Source organism: Neorhizobium turbinariae, assembly GCF_023223505.1.
GTDB lineage: Bacteria > Pseudomonadota > Alphaproteobacteria > Rhizobiales > Rhizobiaceae > Neorhizobium > Neorhizobium turbinariae.
This window is the reverse complement of sequence record NZ_JALPRY010000021.1, coordinates 47,187-68,095: the sequence shown is the minus strand read 5'-3', so window position 1 is coordinate 68,095 and position 20,909 is coordinate 47,187. Positions and strand designations below refer to the sequence as shown.

The following is a 20,909-nucleotide window of genomic DNA, read 5'->3' as shown; positions in this document are numbered from 1 at the left end:
TTTCCTGATCCGGCGAGAATTCGGGGTTCAAATGAGGCACCAGACGCGATCGCACCGAAGGGCTCTGCTGTTGGCGGCGGGGCTTGGCCTGTCGCTGCTCTGTCCTCCGTTGTGCGTTCCGCAGGCCGCAGCGCAAACAGCTGACGCCTCCCCCTCCGAACAGACCGTAGACCCCACTGCCGATCTTCAGCGCCGCCGCAACGAGACGCGCGGTGAGCTGGAAGTGCTCACCAAGACGATGAAGCTGTCGCTTGAGAAGATGGCAGCGATCGAACGCAGCATCGCCGACACGCGCAAGAACAGTGCCGACATCCGCCAGGCCCTGATCGCATCCGCCGCGCGCCGCAAGGAGTTCGAGGAGAAGATCTCTGCAAGCGAAAAGCGCATCACCGATCTCAAGGTCGAGCAGGACAAGATCCACGCTTCCCTGCGCAGTCGCCGCGCGGTTCTTGCTGAAGTGCTGGGCGCGCTCCAGCGCATGGGCCGCAACCCGCCGCCCGCGCTCCTCGTCACGCCCGATGACGCGCTGGCATCCGTCCGCAGCGCGATCTTACTCGGCGCCGTCGTTCCCGGAATGCGTGGAGAAGCCGAAAAGCTGGTCGCGGACCTGCGCGAACTTGTGGCGCTACAGGCGCAGGCAGAGGTAGAGAAGAAGGCCGTCTCCGAAACGATCAGCGCCAGCCTAGAGGAAGAGCGGCGCATGGATCTGCTCCTCGCCGAAAACGACAAGCTGAACCAGCAGAGCGTCGCCGAGCTTGACGCCGAACGTCGCCGCTCGGAAGAACTCGCAGGCCGCGCCAACACGCTCGACGGGCTGATCCAGTCGCTCGAAAGCGAGATCGCCTCCGTGCGGGAAGCGATTGACCAGGCGCGGGCGGAAGAAGAACGGCAACGGCTGATGTCGGAGGCGGAGCGCGAAAAAGCCCGGCAACTGGCCGAAAGCGGCGTGCCTGACAAAAACCGCATTGCGCCCGCATATGCGTTTTCAAGCCTCAAGCAGAAGCTGGAGCTTCCTGTGGCGGGAGAAGTATTGCGTTGGTTCGGTGATGCCGATGGGACGGGTCACACGGCAAGGGGCATGACGGTTGCTTCCAATCCAGGTGCGGTCGTAACCGCGCCAGCGGATGGCCTAGTCGTGTTCGCCGGTGCTTTTCGTAGCTACGGTCAAACCATCATCCTCAATGCCGGAGACGGATATCATCTCGTTCTCACCGGCATGGACCAAGTGAATGCGCGGCAGGGAAAGTTCGTATTTGCAGGCGAACCCATTGCCGTGATGGGTGAGAAAAGAGTGGCAAGTGCAATGGCATTGGCGCTGGAAACAGATCGTCCAACGCTTTACATTGAATTTCGAAAAGACGGCACTCCGGTTGATTCTAAGCCGTGGTGGGCCGCGAAGGAAACTGGAAGGGCACGAAATGATTCGTAGGGCTTCTCTTGTGATCGTTGGCGCGCTGATGGGCGCAACTGCGATGAGCGTGATTTATTCCGCCGGCATGCCAGCGCAAGCCGCCGGCCCGTCCACATACAAGGAACTGTCCATCTTCGGTGATGTGTTCGAACGCGTACGTGCCCAGTACGTGACGCCGCCGGATGAGCAGAAACTGGTCGAGAACGCCATCAACGGCATGCTGACCTCGCTCGATCCGCATTCGAGCTACATGAATGCCAAGGATGCCGAGGACATGCGCACGCAGACGCGCGGCGAGTTCGGCGGTCTCGGCATTGAAGTCACCATGGAAAACGAGCTCGTCAAGGTCATCACGCCGATCGACGATACGCCCGCTTCCAAGGCCGGCATCCTGGCAGGCGACTTCATCTCGGAAATCGACGGCAAGCCCGTCCGTGGCCTGAAGTTGGAAGAAGCCGTCGAAAAGATGCGCGGCGCGGTCAACACGCCGATCAAGCTGACGGTCATCCGCCAGGGTGCCGACAAGCCGCTCGACATCACCGTTGTTCGGGACATCATCGCGGTTCGTGCGGTCAAGTCGCGCGTTGAAGGTGGCAATATCGGCTACCTGCGCGTCATCTCCTTCAGCGAGAAGACCTATGACGACCTCGAAAAGGCGATCAAGAAGATCAAGGCAGAGGTTCCGGCTGACCAGTTGAAGGGTTACGTGCTTGACCTGCGCCTCAACCCGGGCGGTCTTCTGGATCAGGCGATCAACGTCTCCGACGCCTTCCTGGAGCGCGGCGAAGTGGTTTCCACCCGCGGCCGCAATGCGGAAGAAACCCGCCGCTTCAACGCCGGCCCGGGCGACCTGACCGATGGCAAGCCGGTGATCGTGCTCGTCAACGGCGGCTCCGCTTCCGCTTCGGAAATTGTCGCCGGTGCGCTGCAGGACCTGCGCCGCGCCACCGTTGTCGGCACGCGTTCCTTCGGCAAGGGTTCGGTCCAGACCATCATCCCGCTTGGTGACGCCGGTGCACTGCGCCTAACGACGGCGCTCTATTACACGCCGTCGGGCAAGTCGATCCAGGGCACGGGCATCAACCCGGACATCAAGGTCGAGCAGCCGCTGCCGCCGGAACTGCAGGGCCGCGTGCGTGCTGAAGGTGAATCCAGCCTGCGTGGTCACATCCAGGGTGCCGCCGAAACCGAAGAAGGTTCAGGCTCGGTTGCTTACGTCCCGCCGGAAACCAAGGTCGACATCCAGCTCAACTACGCGATGGACCTGCTGCGCGGCGACAAGACGGATCCGGCTTTCCCGCCGAACCCGGAAAAGGCTGCCGCCAACATCAAGAAGTAATCCACCTTCACGCGGCCAGCGTCCCAATTCGGAACGCTGGCCGCATCTGCTTTGCGCAAAGCTGATGCGGGACTGAACTTGGGAACTGATTTCCACGCACCGCTTGGGCAGGACCGGCCGCCTGCACGGCCGAAACGCCGCATCCTTTCTTCCGCACGTCTTCTTTCCATTATTGCTGTCGCGGCCGTACTAGGCCTGTCGTTCTATGCCATGCAAGGCGACGAGGCGCTGAAGCAGGTCGCGCCGAACGAAGCATCCAGCGCGAAGCCGGAAGCTGCGGCAACAACTGCGAACACTGATCGCGCCGCAAACCAGCAACCGGCGGGCATGCCGCTCTCCAATCCCAATTCCGGTGCAACGATCGAGCGGACGACGACGGACGACGGATCAGTCGTTACGAAGTACTCGCCGCGGGCGCGCGATGGCAGCGGGCCAGTGCTCATCAATGCCCAGCGCGTCGGGCAGGATCCACGCGTTGCAGCCCAGCCCAACGAAGCTCTCCTCGAAGATTCACCGCACGGGCGGCTTCCCATCATCGGGCCGGATGGGCTGCGTCCGATGGACCAATATGCCCGGCCATGGTCCGGTGCGCGCGGCACCCGCATCGCCATCGTTGTCAGCGGTCTTGGGCTCAGCCAGACTGGCACCCAGCACGCGATCAGGGAACTGCCGGCAGGCGTAACGCTCGCCTTTGCAGCAAGCGGCAACAGCCTGCAGCGCTGGATGCAGGAGGCGCGACGCAGCGGCCACGAGATCCTGGTGCAACTGCCGCTGGAGCCCTTCGATTATCCGGCGAACGACCCCGGTCCTGATACGCTGCTGGTGAAGAGCTCGGCCAAGGAGAACCTCAACCGCCTCCACAGCGCCATGGGCCGGATCACCAACTATACCGGCATCATGAACTACCTCGGCGCCCGCTTCCTCTCGGACCCCGACGCGCTGGAGCCGGTGCTGCGGGACATCTCAAAACGTGGCCTGCTGTTCCTCGACGACGGCACCTCCGCCCAATCGCGCACCGAGGTCATATCGAAAACGATCCAGCTTCCGCACGCCTTTGCCGACCTGACGCTCGACGGCCAGTTGCAGACGGACGCCATCCTCAAGAAGCTCGATGAGCTGGAGCGTATCGCAGCCCGCAAGGGCAGCGCGATCGGTGTCGCTTCGGCTTTCAACGAAAGCGTCGCCGCAATAAGGAAGTGGAGCGAGGAAGCAAGCCAGCGCGGTATCGAGATCGTTGGCGTCTCGACGCTTGCCTCCGAGAGTGTCGCACCCTGATCGGATAACCATGACAGAGACTGCAAAAAGCCCGATGCGCGCCGAAGACCTGCCCTACCGCCCTTGCGTTGGCGTCATGGTGTTGAACCGGCAAGGCCTTGTGTGGGCCGGCCGCCGCATCGCCGAAGGCAACTCGGAATATGACGGATCTCCGCAGCTCTGGCAGATGCCGCAGGGCGGCATCGACAAGGGCGAAGATCCCCTGCCCGCCGCCTATCGCGAACTTTACGAAGAAACCGGCATGAAGTCGGTGACGCTGCTGGGCCAATCGCGCGACTGGATCAACTATGACCTGCCGGCGCATCTAATCGGCATCGGGCTTAAGGGAAAATACCGAGGCCAGACCCAGCGGTGGTTTGCGTTCCGCTTCGAAGGCGACGAGAGCGAAATCGCGATCAACCCGCCGCCGGGCGGTCACCAGCCGGAATTTGATGCCTGGGAATGGAAGCCGATGGCGGAGATTCCCGGCCTGATCGTGCCCTTCAAGCGGGCGGTCTACGACCGAGTCGTCGCAGAGTTCGCGCATCTGGCGAAGCCGATCGCCTGAGCGGCCAACGCGGCGACTTCTCACTGTCGCCGCATCAGGCCTAAGACCAGTGGCACCCGAACAAGTGGGGCCACTGTAGGTTTCGGATTACTCGGCGCTTTCAGCCGATTCTGCGTTGAGCAGGCCGTACTTCTCTTCACCGATCTTGGCGAGCAGGTCGAGCTGGGTTTCGAGGAAGTCGATATGGCCTTCTTCGTCCATCAGCAGCTCTTCGAACAGCTTCATGGAGACATAGTCGCCGGCGGCGTGACAGACGTCGCGGGATGCCTTGTAGGCGTTGCGGGCGTCATATTCGCCGGCAAGATCGGCTTCCAGAACTTCCTTGACGTTCTGGCCAATGCGCAGCGGCGCAACCGTCTGGAGATTGGGGTGACCTTCGAGGAAGATGATGCGGTCGATCAGGCGATCCGCATGCTGCATTTCCTCGATGGATTCGGCACGCTCCTTCTTCGCGAGCTTGGTGAAGCCCCAGTCGTTGAGAAGGCGATAGTGCAGCCAGTACTGGTTGACTGCGCCGAGTTCGAGAAAGAGGGCCTCGTTAAGCCGCTCGATGACCTTTAAGTCGCCTTTCAATGTCCGCTCTCCTGTTCTCTTCGTGGAATTGTCTCAGGCGGGACATATATACGGTCAGCTCGGCTTCCGTCGAGTGCCGCATGGCATGATATTCTTCGCTCGTGCGGATGATCAGGTCCACCACGTTGGGGAAGCAGCCGCAGCAGCGACCGCGTTTGGACATGGCGTGATAAACTTTTGCCGGAACGATCAACTGCCAACAGTCTTCGTCTAGGAGTTGGACAATCGTGTCTTTGATGTCTTTATCGGTAATGTAATTGCAACTGCAAACCAGCATTCTCGGTCGACCTGCTAAACCTGACCAGTGGCGTCCTCTTTATTTGCGAAAGAGGATATTAGATGTCAAGAAAAAACAACGCGAGCTCCAGGGGGAATGTCCGGCAGCGGACCAGCCACCCGGCACGCCAGCGATAATGCTGCAGAACAAGGCCATCTGATGGCCGCGGGCGCCTCCTGTCACGAAGGTTTATGGCCACACCCTCAATGGAAATTTCGCCCCTTCGGCATCACGCTGCCGGCCTCGGCTGAGAACAACTGGCCCTGGTCGACCGACTGCCGGCTGTTTCCGCTGCCGGTTTTCCCTCGGCCCCTGTAGCTGCCGCAACCCGAGTTGAGCGTTTCATCAGAGCGAACTGACGCCGCGAACCGGCGCGCCTCCTTCTGCAGCAGCCCGAGCATTGGCGTGATGTCTTCGATATGCTCCACCACCGTGTGGATGACGCCGTGCACGCTTTGCAGCTTGCCGGTGATCTTCACCATGCGCGCGCCCATGACGACCGGCCGGTATTGTTCAAACACCTTGGGCCAGACGATCGCATTTGCCATCCCTGTCTCATCCTCGAGTGTCATGAAGATCACCCCCTTGGCCGAGCCCGGCCGCTGGCGCACCAGCACGATGCCGCCGATCGTCACTCGCCGGTTGTTCGGGATCGACAGGAGATCGACGCTGCGGGTGATGCCCATCCGCTTGAAGTCATCCCGCAGGAAGGCGACCGGGTGCCCCTTCAGCGAAAGCTTCAGATAACGGTAATCCTCGATCACCTCCTCGCCCGGCAGCATTTGCGGAAGGTTGAGTTCCGGCTCCGGTCGCAGGTCGGCATTATCGGGCGCATCCAGAAGAGGAAGACGGTCGCGGACCTTGCCCTTATCCAGCCCCTGGACGGCCCAAAGCGCCTCACGCCGCCGCAGGCCCAGGCTACCAAAAGCATCCGCATCGGCCAGCCGCGTAATATCGGCCTTGTCGAGGCCGGAGCGGAGCCAGACATCGTGGATGGAAGTGTAGCCCGATCCGCGATTGGCGATCAGTTTTTCCACCACCTCCCTCTCGGGCAGGCCTTTGACATACCGGAGCCCAAGCCGCACCGCATACCGTGTCTTGATGACATCGCGCATCGACTGGTGCCGCCGGTTGATGGTCTTCTTGTCGAAGCCGCTTTCCACGAGCGTACAGTCCCAATCCGACCGGTTAACGTCCACGGGCAGGATCTTCACCCCGTGTTCTGCGGCATCGCGAATAAGCTGCGCCGGCGCATAAAAACCCATGGGCTGGGAGTTCAGGATCGCCGCACAGAAGACATCCGGGTAATAGGTCTTGATCCAGGATGAAGCGTAAACCAGAAGCGCAAAGGATGCTGCATGGCTTTCGGGAAAGCCATATTCGGCAAATCCCTCGATCTGGCTGAAGCAGCTTTCCGCAAACTCTTGCGAATATTCGTTCTTGAGCATCCCGTTGATGAAGTCGTTTCTGAACTTCTCGATGCGGCCCGACCGCTTGAAGGTTGCCATCGAGCGGCGCAGCCTGTCGGCCTTGGCCGGTTCGAAACCAGCGGCCGTGATGGCGATCTGCATTGCCTGCTCCTGGAACAGCGGAACACCGAGCGTGCGGACCAGCACCTCCTTCAGCTCAGGCCTTTCATACGGGATCTCTTCTCCCCGGTTCTGCATGTCCCGCCGCTTCAGGTAGGGATGCACCATATTGCCCTGGATCGGGCCCGGCCGGACGATCGCCACTTCGATGACGAGATCGTAGAACCTGCGCGGCCGAAGCCGTGGCAGCATGCTCATCTGCGCCCGGCTTTCGATCTGGAAGACACCGATCGTGTCGGCCCGGCAGATCATGTCATAGACATTCTGATCCTTGTCGTTCTTGGTGAACCAGTTCAATGTCTTCTGCTGCCCATAATGGCTTTCCATCAGGTCCAGGCACTTCTTGAGGCAGGTCAGCATGCCGAGCGCCAGCACGTCGATCTTCAGGAGCTTCAACGTGTCAAGGTCATCCTTGTCCCATTCGATCATGTAGCGGCCGGGCATCGCCGTCTTCATGATCGGCACGACCTCGTCGAGCCGGTCGCGGGTGATCAGGAAACCGCCGACATGCTGGGTGAGATGGCGCGGAAAGCCCATCAATTCCTTGGCATGCGCGATCACCTGCCGCGTGGTCCGGTCGTTGATATCGAGCCCTGCGACCTTGGCCTCCCGCTCCGAAATCCCGTCTTCCGACCACCCCCACACGGTGCTGGAAAGGGCAGCCTGCACATCCTCCGAAAGCCCGAAAGCCTTTGCCACCTCGCGCCCTGCCATACGGGTGCGGTAGCTGGTGATCGCGGCGGTGAGGCCCGCATGCCGATAGCCGTAATGCTTGTAGATATATTGGATGATGTCTTCCCGGCGTGCGTGCTCGAAATCCACGTCGATATCCGGCGGCTCGTTGCGCTCGGTCGAAATGAAGCGGGCAAACAGCAATGTGGTGGACATCGGGTCCACCTCGGTGATCTCCAGGCAATAACAGACGGTGGAATTGGCCGCGGATCCGCGCCCTTGGCACAGGATCCCCAGGACATGTCGGGCATGCCAGACGATATGGCGCACGGTGAGGAAGTAGGGCTCGTATCCCATCTTTTGAATGAGGGCGAGTTCCTCATGGATCTGCTCGCTGACCTTTTGAGGAATACCCTCGGGATACCGCCGGTGAGCGCCTTCCCATGTCAGCCGCTCCAGCGTTTCGGCCATGGTTTCACCCGGAATGCTCTCATCCGGATAATTGTGGCTCAGTTCATCGAGCGAAAATTGCAGGCTCCTGCAGAACGCCTGCGTGTTGGAAACAGCCTCGGGATAAGCGTGGAAAAGCCGCGCCATCTCACTGGGCGGCTTGATGTAGCGTTCGCCATTCGGCGCAAACCGGAAACCGGCCTCCCGGATTGTCACATGCTCACGGATCGCCGTGACGACATCCGACAGGGACCGGCGCGCCGGAAGGTGGAACGCGGGCCGGTTGGTCGCCAGAAGCGGCAAGTCGCTTCCCTGAGCAAGCTGAGCGAAGGCTGCGAAAACAAAGGCATCGCGTCCATCATAGGTCGGCGTCAGCGCCAGGTAGATCCGCCGCCCGAACCGCTTGCGGTAGTCCTTCAGCCTGCGGCCGAGGTCCAGCATGTAATCTTTGTTTTCGGCGCGCCGGTAATCCGGAACCACGGCGAGCATCATCTCGTCGCACCATTCCAGGAAATCCCATTCCTCCAGAATGCAGGAGCCTTTTTCGGTGCGCAGGTTCCCGCGGCTCAGCAGCCGGCACAGATTGGCCCAGCCCTTCCGGTTCTGCGGATAAGCGAGGACCTCTGGCGTGCCGTCGGAGAAAACCAGACGGGCGCCAGGATGAAGGGCACAGGGCTTGGGGGCATCCGGCTCGTCCTTCTTCTTGCCCTGCGTCTGCTGGCGGTCGAACACCTCCCGCATTTCCTTCACGTGGCTATGGGCGCGCACCACGCCCGCCACCGAATTGCGGTCGGCAATGCCAAGCCCCGACAAGCCAAAGATGCTCGCCGCCACCACCATTTCCTCAGGCCGGGCCGCCCCTTCCAGAAAGGAAAAGTTGGTCTTGGCGCCGATCTCGAAGAATGGCGGCGCCTGTCTCATGCGAAGATCCCGTGGACATGCCAGGTGGGCGCGTTACCGGGAAGATAATGCCCGCGCCTGAACACCCAGAAGCGGCGACCGGCATCGCTTTCCAACCGGAAATAATCCCGCTCCTGCGCATTTTCCGGATCGAACCACCATTCCGGCGATATCCGCTCAGGACCCTCGGCTCTCACGACCTGGTGCAGGATGCGCCGCCAGCGAAACCGTTGCGGCGGTCCGTCCGGCACGGTGGCGGCAATTGCCTCAACAGGCTCCGGATGGCGGAAAAGCCGCAGGGGCCGGTCGGCATTCGGGAAAAAAGTAAGAAGCTCCTCGGCCCGGTCTTCGGACGACCATGTCGCAATGGCAGGAATAAAAACCTCTGCCCGTTCCGGCACATGGCTATGCTTCAGCCGGGCGACTTGCAGGCAGCCGGCACCGAGCCTGGCCGAGACACGGTCAACAAAATCGGCAAGCGGGACCTCGCCGTTATTGTCGGCCGTGAAGTTTCCCTGCGCGTTCTGGAAAGCTTCATGCTGCAGCACGTTGAGACGCAGGAGCTCGAAACCATACCCGGCATCGAGATCATCATGAACGGCGGTGAGGCGCTCGCAAAACAGTTTCGAGATGCGTTGGGGATCGCGTAGCGGCTGCGATGCACCGGCAGCGATCCTGAACACCCGCCCGTCGATCCGGAAAAGCACAAGCTCGAACAGCCGCCCCCCGGCGCCGCGCGCCTCGAGCCCGGACTTCAGAGAATTGGCCACCTGGCCGGTGAGTTCCAGAATATCGTCCTCGGTTGCAATTGGCTCGGCCAGCTTGCGTTCAGCCGATAAGGCGGCAACGGGTCGTCGGGGCGAAATGGCTTCTTCGTTGGCACCGCGCGCCTGGTCGAGGCGAAGCAGAAGCTGCATGCCGAAGCGGCGGGCGAGCGGAGCCCGCGGCATGTGAAGGAGATCGCCGATCAGTTTCAAGCCGACCTTGCGCAACGAGGCGGCGACACCTTGATCGATGCGCAGCGCCTCGACCGGCAGCGGAGCAAGCACCTCATCCGCCACGCCCTGCGGGATAATGCCACCCTCCCCGAAACGACAGGCTGCCCAGGAGAGTGCCGGAGAAGAAGAAATGGCGCCTTTGACATCAAATCCGATCTGGAAGAGCCGCCCAAGAATGTCCTTGAGCATCACCTCCTCGCCGCCGAAAAGATGCGCGCAGCCGGTAATGTCGAGAAAGAGCCCGTTCGGCCCGTCGAGCGACACAAGTGGTGTGTAGCGGTCGCACCAGTCGGCAATGGCCTCGAGCAGGGCCCGGTCCGCTGCCTCGTCCTCATCCACCACATCGATCTGTGGGAACATGGCGCGCGCTTCCGCGAGCCCCTGGCCGAGCTTCAGCCCGAGGCTTTCGCTCACCTCATCGAGCGCCGTCAGCCGCTGCGCATTGTCGCGCCGCCCGGCGCACAACAGTGGCGGATGATCAGGACGCCCTTTCAAACGCCACGATATGCCCCAGAGCCGGCGGGCGACCCTGTCGGTCGGCAGATGCGGGAATACGAGCGCCAGGATGCGCTGGTGCGTTGCGATGGGTAAAGGTTTCTCCTGCCTGTCGGCCAAGGAAAAATTGACGGTCATTGGGGTTCCACTCCAGAAGAACGGAGAGCGGAGCCGGATTGCGGCTCTTCTCCAAGGTGAGTCGGAAAACCGGATGGCCCACGCTGCCGCCAAGCAGTGATCCATCCGTCAGGCGCCGCTCGGAAGCCGGCGCTGGCTCGACAAGAAAGCGGAAGGAAGCACTGCTTGCTTCTTCTTCGCCTGCATGTCGCATCAGAAAAAGGGGCCGTCCCACGGCCTTGGCGCGCAGGCTAAGCCTGCGGCTTTCGGTCAGCCCGAAATGTTTCAGGTTGCCGCGAAGTTCGAGAATGGTTGCAGCGAGCGCTCCGCTGCCAACCGCCGTTTCAGCGAGCCACAGGGCATCTTCCAGCTTGCGGGGCGAGGCATAGAGCATGTCCTTCGGCTGCAGGCCGAACCGCCTGATGCCGGGCGCATAAGGAGCCCCCGCTTCCAGCGTCGACACGACGTCGCCGATCCACAGAACCGGAGCATCGGCAAGCTCCCGCGCCTTCACGTAAGCGGCAAGCGCCAGCGTAAAACCGTTGACGGCACCGGCATCGCCCATCAACCGGGTGCGGATTTCGGTGACCCCGTTCAACGGAATGCCGCCTTCCATGGCATCATCCAGAACCGGAATGCTGAACGGAATACGCTTTTCGCCCTTTGCTTTCTGCTTTTCCGGTTGAACGGCAATCTCTGCCTGTTGCGCTGCAGCCAGCGCCGGAAGCGGTTTTCCTTCCATCTTGGCGATCTGTTCGCGCAGGGCAAAAATAGTCTCCTGCGCCGTGGCGTTGGCGGCCATGGCGTCAGCTCCATTCATCATGTTCACTTTATGTTCTTATGGATTCCAGAGGGCTCAAAAAGAGTCAACAGAGGAATCGGAAAGGAATCTTTTCCTGCATGCTATGCCGATGATTCTTCTCTCGAAAAAATTTCGGGAAGGCACTATATCGGCCTGACAAGAAGGAGAGCCCATGGCCCGCATAAACCAGACCGAAGATTGGCAGGATCGGCACGCGCCGACGATCAGCACGTTCGAGTCGCTGGCGATAGAGGCCTATGGCAATCTTCCTGAGGAATTCCGGGCACTTACAACCAACCTGACGATCGAAATCGAAGATTTTCCCGATGACGAGGTCTTCGAGGACATGGCGCTCGAAACACCGTTCGATCTTCTCGGCCTGTTTGAAGGGCGCGGCATCTCGGAACGGTTTTCCATGGAAACCGGCGAGTTGCCGAACCGCATCCGGCTTTATCGCCGGCCCATCCTCGACTACTGGGCTGAAAACGATGAGACGCTTGGCGACATCATCACCCATGTCCTGATCCACGAGATCGGCCACCATTTTGGCTTGAGCGATGATGACATGGAGCGGATCGAAGCCAGCGCCGAGGATGCTGCCCAGCGCTGACCTTCAGAAGGCGCTTATTGCTCGCCGAGTTTCATGCTCGGGTCGTATTCCTTGCCATGCACGGTCTTGGTAACGGCCTGGCCGCACTGCATCTCGCCGGTGGTGGCGTTGAAGGCATAGGTCGGCGAGCCATGCAGTTCCCAGCCCTTGGAGAGGGCCAATGAGACCTTGTGGCAGAAAGCGGAGTCGTCTGCGCCGGTGAGAAAGCGGTAGAGCTTCATGAGGTTTTCTTTCGTTCTGCGATGATATGCGCGAGGTCCAGGAGCTTTTGGGCCTCTTCCAGGTGAAGCCGCTCGACCATCTTGCCATCAAGGTTGATGACATTGAGGCTTTGCGCCTCGGGAAGAGCAAAGGCGGCAACGATCGCCTCAGCCTCCCGGACCGCATCCGGATCCGGACCGAAATGGGCGTTAGTGGCTTCGATCTGGTTCGGGTGGATCAGCATCTTTCCGGAAAAGCCCATGGCGCGGCCTTGCGCGCATTCGGCTTCGAAACCTGCCATATCCTTGAAGTCGTTGAAGACGCTGTCGATCACGTCGATGCCATAGGCGCGTCCGGCAAGAACGATCTGCATCAGCCAGGGCACGAGATAAGCGCGGCCCGTCTGCGGCAGCACGCCGGTTGCCTTGCGCAGGTCGTTGAGCCCTACCACGAAACATTTGAGCCGCTCGTCCACCCCGGCAAGCGTCGGGGCATTGATGACGCCTCTCGGCGTCTCGATCATCGCCCAGATGGCGAGCTCGTCGGGTGCCCCCGCTTCTGACAGGAGATCGGCAACTTCCTGGATCTGCGCCACGCGCTCGACCTTGGGAATGAGAACGGCATCGGGCGAAGCCTCAATGACCAGTTCCATGTCCGCATGGCCCCAGTCCGTGTCGAGCGGATTGATGCGAATGACCGTCTCACGACCCTTCACATCTTGCCGTTCAAAAAACACGCGAAGGTGATCGCGGGCTTCCGCTTTCTTCTCCGGAGCCACGGAATCCTCGAGATCGAAGATGAAACCGTCGCTGTCGAGGCCAGGAACTTTCTCCAAAGCCCTCGCGTTTGCCGCAGGAACGCTCAGGATCGAGCGCCGAAGGCGAGACAAGGCAGGTTTGTTCTGGGTTGAAGCGGGCATGCCGCTTTCTGCCAATCTTTTCGATCTGCGGCAATACCGCGCGCTATCAAAGCCCTTGCAAGCAAGGCTCGCAGGGCCCACATTCTCAGGTGAGAAAGGTATCGTCCATGCAAAACATCCGCGCATTCCTTGTCATCGTATCGGCCATCGCAGTGCTTGCCATGGCGGCTCTCCTGACGGCATCGCTGACTGTCGCGTTTGCGGGTACGCTCGCAATCCTGTCGATCGGTCGTGCGGTTTCGATGCGCCTCAAGCCGGTTCCGGTGAAGGCAAAGGTCAAGCAGGACCAGATGCGCGTCTGGAATGACGGCCGCGGGACAATCATCGACCTTTAATCAGGGCCGATGGCGCAACCGGTCGCAGACCTCCGGCGTACCGGTTGTCCCCAAACAGTCCTTCAAATTCCCGGACTTTTGCTTTAAGGCAGCTTCCACATCATCCCCATGTGGAGGCCGATCATGGAAAAGTTTACAAAGCTCACCGGCGTAGCCGCGCCGCTTCCGGTCATCAATATTGACACGGACATGATCATTCCGAAGGATTACCTCAAGACCATCAAGCGCACTGGTCTTGGCAAGGGTCTTTTCTCCGAAGCCCGTTACAACGACGACGGCACGGAAAATCCGGATTTCGTTCTCAACAAGCCCGCTTATCGCAACGCCAAGATTCTGGTCGCCGGCGATAATTTCGGCTGCGGCTCGTCGCGCGAGCACGCGCCCTGGGCGCTTCTCGACTTCGGCATCCGCTGCGTCATCTCCACCAGCTTTGCGGACATCTTCTACAACAACTGTTTCAAGAACGGCATCCTGCCGATCGTCGTCTCTCCGGAAGACCTGGAGAAGCTCATGGACGATGCCGAGCGTGGCGCCAACGCCATCCTGACGGTTGACCTAGAAGCCCAGGAAATCACCGGTCCCGACGGTGGCTCGATCCATTTCGACATCGATCCCGGCCGCCGCCACATCCTGCTCGAAGGCCTGGACGACATCGCCTCCACGCTGAAGAGCGACAGCGCCATCAGCAGCTTCGAAAACAAGACCAGCGCCCAGCGCCCCTGGCTCTGACCGGAGCCCGTCATGGTCCAGCGCATCTCATCCGGATCGCCCTTTGAAGCGCGGATCGGTTATTCGCGTGCCGTCGTCGACCGGGACATGGTCTATGTCTCGGGCACGACCGGCTACGATTATGCCACGATGCAGATGCCGGATGATGTTGCAGCCCAGACCCGCAATGCGCTGGGCACCATCGAAAAGGCATTGAAGGAGGCGGGCAGCGGCCTGCAGGATGTTGTGCGGGTGCGTTATTACCTCGTCGACATGGCCGATTACGATGCCGTGGTTGCGGTTCTTGGCGAAACGTTTGCCGACATCCGCCCCGCCGCGACGATGGTCGTGTGCGGGCTGACCACGCCGGACATGAAGATCGAAATCGAGGTGACGGCTCGTATCGGCGCCGGCGCTTCCTGAACCATCAAAAGCCTCGTCCTGCGCGGCAGGCTCGGACGAGGTATGCCAGACGCGGATGTCCCGCGGCGGGAGGATCAAGAGCCTGCTCGTGAAAAGGGATATACATGGCAAAGAACCTCTTCCTCCTCCCCGGTGATGGCATCGGCCCCGAGGCCATGGGCGAAGTCCGCAAGATCATCGCCCACATGAACGACGCGATGGGCGCCGATTTCGCACTCGATGAAGGCCTCGTCGGCGGTAGCGCCTATGACGCCCATGGCGCCGCGATCTCGGAAGAGGACATGGCCAAGGCCATGGCAGCAGACGCCGTCCTCTTTGGCGCGGTCGGCGGCCCGAAATGGGATCATGTTCCTTATGAAGTGCGCCCGGAAGCCGGCCTCCTGCGACTGCGCAAGGACATGGAGCTCTTCGCCAATCTTCGCCCCGCGATCTGCTACCCGGCACTGGCATCGGCTTCCTCGCTGAAGCCGGAACTCGTTGAAGGCCTCGACATCCTGATCGTTCGCGAACTCACCGGCGGCGTTTATTTCGGCGAGCCTAAGGAGATCATCGATCTCGGCAACGGCCAGAAGCGCGGCATCGACACCCAGGTTTACGACACCTACGAGATCGAGCGCATCGCCGGCGTCGCCTTCGAACTGGCTCGCACCCGCAAGAACGCCGTCTGCTCCATGGAAAAGCGCAACGTCATGAAGTCGGGCGTGCTTTGGAACCAGGTCGTCACGGAAACCCACAAGCGCTCCTACTCGGACGTCAAGCTTGAACACATGCTGGCCGATGCCGGCGGCATGCAGCTTGTCCGTGCGCCCAAGCAGTTCGACGTGATCGTCACCGACAACCTGTTCGGCGACATGCTGTCGGACGTCGCGGCCATGCTCACCGGCTCGCTCGGCATGCTGCCGTCGGCCTCGCTCGGCGCACCGGACGCCAAGACCGGCAAGCGCAAGGCGCTTTATGAGCCGGTGCACGGGTCGGCGCCGGATATCGCCGGCAAGGGCATTGCCAACCCGATCGCCATGATCGCCTCGTTTGCCATGTGCCTGCGCTATTCCTTCAACATGGTGAAGGAAGCCGACAACCTCGAAAAGGCGATCGCGAACGTGCTCGACCAGGGCATCCGCACAAGCGACATCATGGCCGAAGGCGCCCGTCAGGTCGGCACGACCGAGATGGGCGACGCGATCCTCAAGGAATTCGCAAGCCTCTCTGCCTGACATTTGAATCAAGGCCTCCCGACGCGGGAGGCCTTAGCCCCCTGCTGCGGTCACAACCTCTACCCAAGTTTCGGATTCTATGGGAGAAGCAGGAGCGAAATCCTGCCTTTGGAAGAGGTCGATGAAGCGCACGATCGGCAAGCTAAGACTACGGCGCGACCGTTACCGGTCGGCGCCACCTTTACCGCGCCTGTGGTCTTTTGCTTTGGTGACGATCAACCTGATCCTCATCGCCTTCCTGATCCTTGATACACCGGTGGGATCCTACGCGCCGCACACCCCTTATATCCTCAGGCGCATCGGCCGAATTGTCACCGAATTCGGCAATTCCGGCTGGGTCCTGCTCGCAAGCGCCTTGCTGTTCTTTGAAGCTTGGGCCGTGACGCGCCTGGCGCCGACATGCAAGGCCCGCGTCCAGGCCATGTATGTCACCCACATCGCCGCCTTCATGTTGATCTCGGTCTCTCTGTCGGGACTGGCTGCAAACGTGCTGAAACGGGCGATCGGTCGAGCCCGGCCAGGCATGTTTGCCGAATGGGGTGCCTTCGGTTTCCAGCCCTTCGCGCATAACTCGCGATTTGAAAGCTTCCCCTCCGGCCATGCGACAACGGTCGGCGCCATTCTCATGGTGCTTGCGCTTCTCGCACCGCGCTACCGGGTCCTGTTCGTAATCTCGGCGCTGTGGCTTGGCCTGTCGCGCGTGCTGGTGGCCATGCATTACCCGAGCGACGTGGTGGCAGGCCTCACCTTCGGCGCCTGGTGTTCGCTGCTCGTCGCCATCATGTTTGCCCGCCACGGCCTCCTGTTCCGCCAGGCGACAGACGGTTGGCCGGTGCTGCGTCGTCCGATCCCGTTCGGGCTGCGGCCCAACTGGACGGCCCTGCCGCTGCCGCCCCGCGGCGTGCCTCCCAAGCCACCGACACCCGTCGACGTCACGCGCCAGCCGGCCTGAAGCCGTTGTGACGCAAATCAAATACAACTGACCTGCGCAGTCCAACCCGCGCGGGTGACGACCCTCCTGCCATGCTTCCCTTGACTCGCGCCAAAAATCTTCTAAACAGCTTCGCGAACGGGAAAACACCCATGCGCGTCCGCGAGCACCACATCGCTGCTTTCGCATCGCCGGCCTTCCAGGCCGGTCAACGGGCATGTTTTGCCGCTTTCTCCAAAACCAAGGCCAAAACGACGACGAAAACCGTCTGACGTCTCTGGCCCGCCGCTCTCTCCCCGGCAAGGCCGGGGACCAGGAACTCCGCGCCGGCTAAAGGTGCGGCTTCCCCCTCACCAGATCGAGGAGAGACAGAAAAGAGAGCAAGATAATGGGTTTCAAGATCGCAGTCGCCGGAGCAACCGGCAATGTCGGCAGGGAAATGCTGACCATCCTCTCCGAGCGCGGCTTCCCGGCCGATGAAGTCGTGGCTTTGGCTTCCGCCCGCAGCCAGGGCACCGAAGTTTCCTTCGGCGACAAGACGCTGAAGGTTGCCAACCTGGAGAACTACGATTTCTCCGATACCGATATCTGCCTGATGTCGGCTGGCGGCGATGTGTCCAAGAAGTGGTCGCCGAAGATCGGCGCGCAGGGCTGCGTCGTGATCGACAACTCGTCCGCCTGGCGTTACGACGCCGAGGTGCCCCTCATCGTTCCGGAAGTCAACGCTGACGCGATCTCGTCCTTCTCCAAGAAGAACATCATTGCAAACCCGAACTGCTCGACCGCCCAGCTCGTCGTGGCACTGAAGCCGCTGCACGACGTGGCGAAGATCAAGCGCGTTGTGGTTTCGACCTACCAGTCCGTTTCGGGCGCCGGCAAGGAAGGCATGGACGAGCTTTTCACGCAGACGCGCGCTGTCTTCGTCGCCGATCCGGTCGAATCCAAGAAGTTCACCAAGCGCATCGCCTTCAACGTCATTCCGCACATCGATAGCTTCATGGAAGACGGCTACACGAAGGAAGAGTGGAAGGTCCTGGCCGAAACCAAGAAGATGCTTGATCCCAAGATCAAGGTCACCTGCACGGCCGTGCGCGTTCCGGTCTTCATCGGCCACTCCGAGTCCGTCAACATCGAGTTCGAAAACGAGATCACCGCTGAGCAGGCGCGTGAGATCCTGCGCGAAGCACCGGGCTGCCTCGTCATCGACAAGCACGAGAACGGCGGATATATCACCCCGGTCGAATGCGCCGGCGAAGACGCCACCTACATCTCGCGTATCCGCGAAGACGCAACCGTCGAGAACGGCCTCAACATGTGGGTCGTCTCCGACAACCTGCGCAAGGGCGCGGCTCTCAACGCCGTCCAGATCGCCGAACTGCTGGTCAACCGCGCGCTGATCAAGCCGCGCAAGGCCGCAGCCTGAGCGTATCGGATTATTAAGCATGTTGAAGTAGTAGACCTCGCCAGAAATGGCGGGGTTTACTTGTCATCGCACCGGGTTCACGAACTATTCATGAGCCCCAGGCTTGCGATTGTTTGTTTGCACCGTCATAAGGCCGCCTTCAGCACACATTCCGGGCGCTTCCGGCCGAGCGGCCCGGCATTAGAAACGGGTTTGACAGCATGAAAAAGATATTGCTGGCAGGATTGATCGCTTCGGGCTTCATGGCCGCCAATCCAGCACTGGCTGCCCTTCAATGCGGCAATGACTCTTCCGGCTTTGCCCGCTGGGTCGATGAATTCAAGCGCGTGGCACCCGCCAACGGCATCAACCCGTCGGTCGTGGAACGTGCTTTCGCCAACGTTTCCTACAACCGCGCCACGATCAGCGCTGACCGCGGCCAGAAAAGCTTCAAGCTTTCCTTCGAGGAATTCCTGAAGAAGCGCGGCGGAGCGGCGATTGTTTCGCGCGGCAAGACCATGAAGAAGAACCAGGCCCAGTTGCTGGCGTCGATCGAGCGCCGTTATGGGGTGCCGGCAGGTCCGCTGCTGGCGATCTGGGGCATGGAAACCGGCTTCGGCAACTTCATGGGCGACCAGCACACGCTCTCGGCTGTTGCAACGCTCGCTTACGACTGCCGCCGCTCTGCCTATTTCACCGAACAGCTTTACGCAGCACTTCAGCTCGTGGCCCGCGGTGATCTCAGCGTAAATGCCCGTGGCGCCGCCCATGGTGAAATCGGCCAGACGCAGTTCCTGCCGCTCAACGTCATCCGTTACGGCGCTGACGGCGACGGCGACGGCCATGTCGACATGGTCCGCTCGCGTGCCGACGCACTGGCGTCGACTGCAAACTTCCTGAAGGGCCATGGCTGGCGTCCGGGTGCTGGTTACCAGCCGGGCGAGCCGAACTTCGTCGCCATCCAGGGATGGAACGCTGCAAGCGTTTATCAGCGCGCCATCGCCTATCTCGGCGCGCAGATCGACGGGAAGTAATCAGAAAAGACTGTAAGTCTCAGGCCGAGGTCTGCTCGGCCTGAACGTCTACGCCGTTAAGCTCGGGGCGCATGAAGTCGCCCTGCTCGTCCATCACCCAAAGTTCGCCGGTCGAAATATCGAACCAGGCGCCATGGACGTCAAGCGCGCCGGTTTCGATCCCGTTGCGAACAAACGGGAACGTCTTCAGGTTGGCAATCGAGTTGCGGATGGAGACGCGCTCCAGCGCGGTCTGCCGCTCGCTTGCCGTCATCAGGTTGTTGCTCTGGATCTGTTCGGCGGCCGGCCTCACCAGCGACATCCAGCGGCCGATGAAGTCACCGGGCGAAAGCGGCTCGAGGTTCGGGTCGAGCGCCGCCTGGATGCCGCCGCAGCGGCCATGGCCCATCACCACGATATTGTCGATCTCCAGCACCTGCACGGCATATTCGATTGCCGCCGACGTACCATGGAACTGGCTGTCCGGCTCGTAGCGCGGCACCATGTTGGCGACGTTGCGGACCACGAACAGTTCGCCCGGACCACAATCGAAGATTGTTTCCGGCGCCGCGCGTGAATCGCAACACGCAATCAGCAGCGTGTGGGGCTTCTGCCCCTTTTCAGCCAGGAGCCGGTAGCGTTCGCGCTCGTCGGTGTAGCGACCGCTCATGAAGTTGCGGTAACCCGCAAGAAGCCTGTTTGGAAAATCGGTCATGGCTAAAACGCTTATCCCTCACCCAGTCGAAGATCAACGGTGCCAGTCGAAGATCAACCGTGATTCTGCGCCAGCGACCTAACGCTGCCGCTTGCTTTGCAGCGGATGCACGAGCCGGCGCATCTGTACCATCGCCATCGGCGTGGAGAGGCTGTTCGCGTCGGTTTCGAGCGTCAGTTCGTCGCCACCGCGCTTGGACGTGCGCGCCAGAATCTCGAATACGCTCGCCGTCGAGAGCTGAAGTGCCCTCTCCTCATCCATGCCCGCGAGGATCCGGCCGGTGAACAAGGCACCCAGCAAATCGCCGAGCCCGTTAGGCGGATTGTCGATCAGGCGGTGCTCGGCGAGCAGCGCATGTTTTCCGGTAAGGTAGAGGTTGCCCGTGCCTCCCGCCATCATCGGCACGGCCGAGGTCACGAGAATGCGAGGCGGACCAAGCGCCACGGCCGCATCCATGATCGCGGCATTGGTTTCGAGCGGGGCGCCCGAGAGCCAGGCGAGCTCGTAGCGATTGGGCGTGGCAATCGTTGCAAGCGGGATCAGCTCGTCACGAATGGCTTCGGCCGTCGGCTGCGGAATGTAAAGCCCCCCAAGGTCGCCCATGACGGGATCGCAGACATAAAGCAGGTCCGGGTTCTTTTCCTTCAGCGCTCGGATCAGGCGCGCCACCGCGCGCGGCTGGTCTGCATTGCCGAAATAGCCCGTCAGCACCGCCTTTACCTCACCCAGCCATGGCGCGCGAATGAGATCGTCTATAGCTTTATCGAAATCTGATTCGGGGAAAGTCAACCGAGTAGAAGGTCCATGACCGGGATGCCACGGAAGAACCACGGTCGGCATAGCCCATACGGGAAAACCAAGCGTTTCCAGGGCGAAAACGGCTGCGCGATTTCCTACCGAGCCTCGTACAACATGGCTGGAAATGACGATGATGGCCTTGCTGCTGTCTTGCATGTGTTTCGCTTCCGGCTTGGCTGGAATGTCAGCTACGTA

Annotated in this window: 21 protein-coding genes; 12 read left to right on the top strand and 9 right to left on the bottom strand. The window is 61.0% G+C overall.

Features of this window, described 5'->3' with window-relative positions:
- Positions 1-31: 31 nt before the first annotated feature.
- From M0654_RS17970 to M0654_RS17955, 4 genes are all read left to right on the top strand, one after another.
- The gene (locus M0654_RS17970) at positions 32-1,429 is read left to right on the top strand and encodes a murein hydrolase activator EnvC family protein (RefSeq protein ID WP_248684263.1); all 1,398 of its coding nucleotides are present in this window, start codon (positions 32-34) and stop codon (positions 1,427-1,429) included.
- The gene (locus M0654_RS17965; protein ID WP_248684262.1) at positions 1,419-2,750 is read left to right on the top strand and encodes a S41 family peptidase; all 1,332 of its coding nucleotides are present in this window, start codon (positions 1,419-1,421) and stop codon (positions 2,748-2,750) included. Before M0654_RS17970 ends, M0654_RS17965 begins: the two co-directional genes overlap by 11 nt.
- A gap of 78 nt (positions 2,751-2,828) precedes the next feature.
- Entirely contained in the window at positions 2,829-4,025 is a 1,197-nt protein-coding gene (locus M0654_RS17960) for a divergent polysaccharide deacetylase family protein (protein ID WP_248684261.1), read from the top strand.
- A 10-nt stretch (positions 4,026-4,035) separates the two neighbouring features.
- Positions 4,036-4,572 (top strand): RNA pyrophosphohydrolase, encoded by a 537-nt coding sequence (locus M0654_RS17955; protein WP_248684260.1) that lies wholly within the window; start codon positions 4,036-4,038, stop codon positions 4,570-4,572.
- A gap of 87 nt (positions 4,573-4,659) precedes the next feature.
- Here M0654_RS17955 and bfr read toward each other — a convergent pair whose 3' ends face one another.
- The 5 genes from bfr to M0654_RS17930 all read right to left on the bottom strand — a co-directional run bounded on the left by bfr (position 4,660) and on the right by M0654_RS17930 (position 11,445).
- The gene (bfr, locus tag M0654_RS17950; RefSeq protein ID WP_118851079.1) at positions 4,660-5,145 is read right to left on the bottom strand and encodes a bacterioferritin; all 486 of its coding nucleotides are present in this window, start codon (positions 5,143-5,145) and stop codon (positions 4,660-4,662) included.
- The gene (locus M0654_RS17945) at positions 5,111-5,422 is read right to left on the bottom strand and encodes a (2Fe-2S)-binding protein (protein ID WP_248684259.1); all 312 of its coding nucleotides are present in this window, start codon (positions 5,420-5,422) and stop codon (positions 5,111-5,113) included. Before M0654_RS17945 ends, bfr begins: the two co-directional genes overlap by 35 nt.
- A 203-nt stretch (positions 5,423-5,625) precedes the next feature.
- Positions 5,626-9,054 carry an error-prone DNA polymerase gene (locus M0654_RS17940; RefSeq protein ID WP_248684258.1) on the bottom strand — a complete coding sequence of 1,143 codons (3,429 nt, stop codon included), beginning with the start codon at positions 9,052-9,054 and terminating at the stop codon, positions 5,626-5,628.
- Positions 9,051-10,526 (bottom strand): Y-family DNA polymerase, encoded by a 1,476-nt coding sequence (locus M0654_RS17935; RefSeq protein ID WP_248684307.1) that lies wholly within the window; start codon positions 10,524-10,526, stop codon positions 9,051-9,053. Before M0654_RS17935 ends, M0654_RS17940 begins: the two co-directional genes overlap by 4 nt.
- Positions 10,510-11,445: an ImuA family protein gene (locus M0654_RS17930; RefSeq protein WP_248684257.1), complete on the bottom strand. Its 936-nt coding sequence runs from the start codon at positions 11,443-11,445 to the stop codon at positions 10,510-10,512. Before M0654_RS17930 ends, M0654_RS17935 begins: the two co-directional genes overlap by 17 nt.
- A gap of 172 nt (positions 11,446-11,617) precedes the next feature.
- On the opposite strand from M0654_RS17930, the gene M0654_RS17925 reads away from it, so the two are divergent.
- Positions 11,618-12,055: a metallopeptidase family protein gene (locus M0654_RS17925; protein WP_118851083.1), complete on the top strand. Its 438-nt coding sequence runs from the start codon at positions 11,618-11,620 to the stop codon at positions 12,053-12,055.
- A 14-nt stretch (positions 12,056-12,069) separates the two neighbouring features.
- Here the strand turns inward: M0654_RS17925 and M0654_RS17920 are convergent, their stop codons facing one another.
- Together M0654_RS17920 and M0654_RS17915 are read right to left on the bottom strand one after the other, a co-directional pair.
- Positions 12,070-12,276, bottom strand: a complete 207-nt coding sequence (locus M0654_RS17920) for a DUF1737 domain-containing protein (protein ID WP_118851084.1) — start codon at positions 12,274-12,276, stop codon at positions 12,070-12,072.
- Complete coding sequence (locus tag M0654_RS17915) at positions 12,273-13,175, bottom strand: HpcH/HpaI aldolase/citrate lyase family protein (RefSeq protein WP_248684256.1); 903 nt, start codon at positions 13,173-13,175, stop codon at positions 12,273-12,275. The genes M0654_RS17920 and M0654_RS17915 overlap by 4 nt, the downstream gene beginning before the upstream one ends.
- A 107-nt stretch (positions 13,176-13,282) precedes the next feature.
- Between M0654_RS17915 and M0654_RS17910 the strand changes: the two genes are divergently transcribed.
- The 7 genes from M0654_RS17910 (at position 13,283) to M0654_RS17880 (ending at position 19,222) form a co-directional block, all read left to right on the top strand.
- Positions 13,283-13,510 (top strand): hypothetical protein, encoded by a 228-nt coding sequence (locus M0654_RS17910; RefSeq protein ID WP_248684255.1) that lies wholly within the window; start codon positions 13,283-13,285, stop codon positions 13,508-13,510.
- Positions 13,511-13,633: 123 nt separating this feature from the next.
- Positions 13,634-14,239, top strand: a complete 606-nt coding sequence (leuD, locus tag M0654_RS17905) for a 3-isopropylmalate dehydratase small subunit (RefSeq protein WP_248684254.1) — start codon at positions 13,634-13,636, stop codon at positions 14,237-14,239.
- Positions 14,240-14,251: 12 nt separating this feature from the next.
- Positions 14,252-14,641, top strand: coding sequence for a RidA family protein (locus M0654_RS17900; RefSeq protein ID WP_118851088.1), 390 nt, complete (start codon positions 14,252-14,254; stop codon positions 14,639-14,641).
- A gap of 104 nt (positions 14,642-14,745) precedes the next feature.
- Positions 14,746-15,855 (top strand): 3-isopropylmalate dehydrogenase, encoded by a 1,110-nt coding sequence (leuB, locus tag M0654_RS17895; RefSeq protein ID WP_118851089.1) that lies wholly within the window; start codon positions 14,746-14,748, stop codon positions 15,853-15,855.
- A 121-nt stretch (positions 15,856-15,976) separates the two neighbouring features.
- Complete coding sequence (locus tag M0654_RS17890) at positions 15,977-16,807, top strand: phosphatase PAP2 family protein (protein ID WP_248684253.1); 831 nt, start codon at positions 15,977-15,979, stop codon at positions 16,805-16,807.
- A gap of 367 nt (positions 16,808-17,174) precedes the next feature.
- Entirely contained in the window at positions 17,175-18,209 is a 1,035-nt protein-coding gene (locus M0654_RS17885) for an aspartate-semialdehyde dehydrogenase (RefSeq protein WP_248684252.1), read from the top strand.
- Positions 18,210-18,409: 200 nt separating this feature from the next.
- The gene (locus M0654_RS17880) at positions 18,410-19,222 is read left to right on the top strand and encodes a lytic murein transglycosylase (RefSeq protein ID WP_390920697.1); all 813 of its coding nucleotides are present in this window, start codon (positions 18,410-18,412) and stop codon (positions 19,220-19,222) included.
- 19 nt (positions 19,223-19,241) lie between these two features.
- On the opposite strand, the gene M0654_RS17875 is transcribed toward M0654_RS17880, so the two are convergent.
- Positions 19,242-19,916 carry a carbonic anhydrase gene (locus M0654_RS17875; RefSeq protein WP_248684251.1) on the bottom strand — a complete coding sequence of 225 codons (675 nt, stop codon included), beginning with the start codon at positions 19,914-19,916 and terminating at the stop codon, positions 19,242-19,244.
- A 78-nt stretch (positions 19,917-19,994) separates the two neighbouring features.
- On the bottom strand, positions 19,995-20,870 hold the full coding sequence (pdxY, locus tag M0654_RS17870; RefSeq protein WP_248684250.1) for a pyridoxal kinase PdxY: 876 nt from the start codon (positions 20,868-20,870) through the stop codon (positions 19,995-19,997).
- Positions 20,871-20,909: the final 39 nt, after the last annotated feature.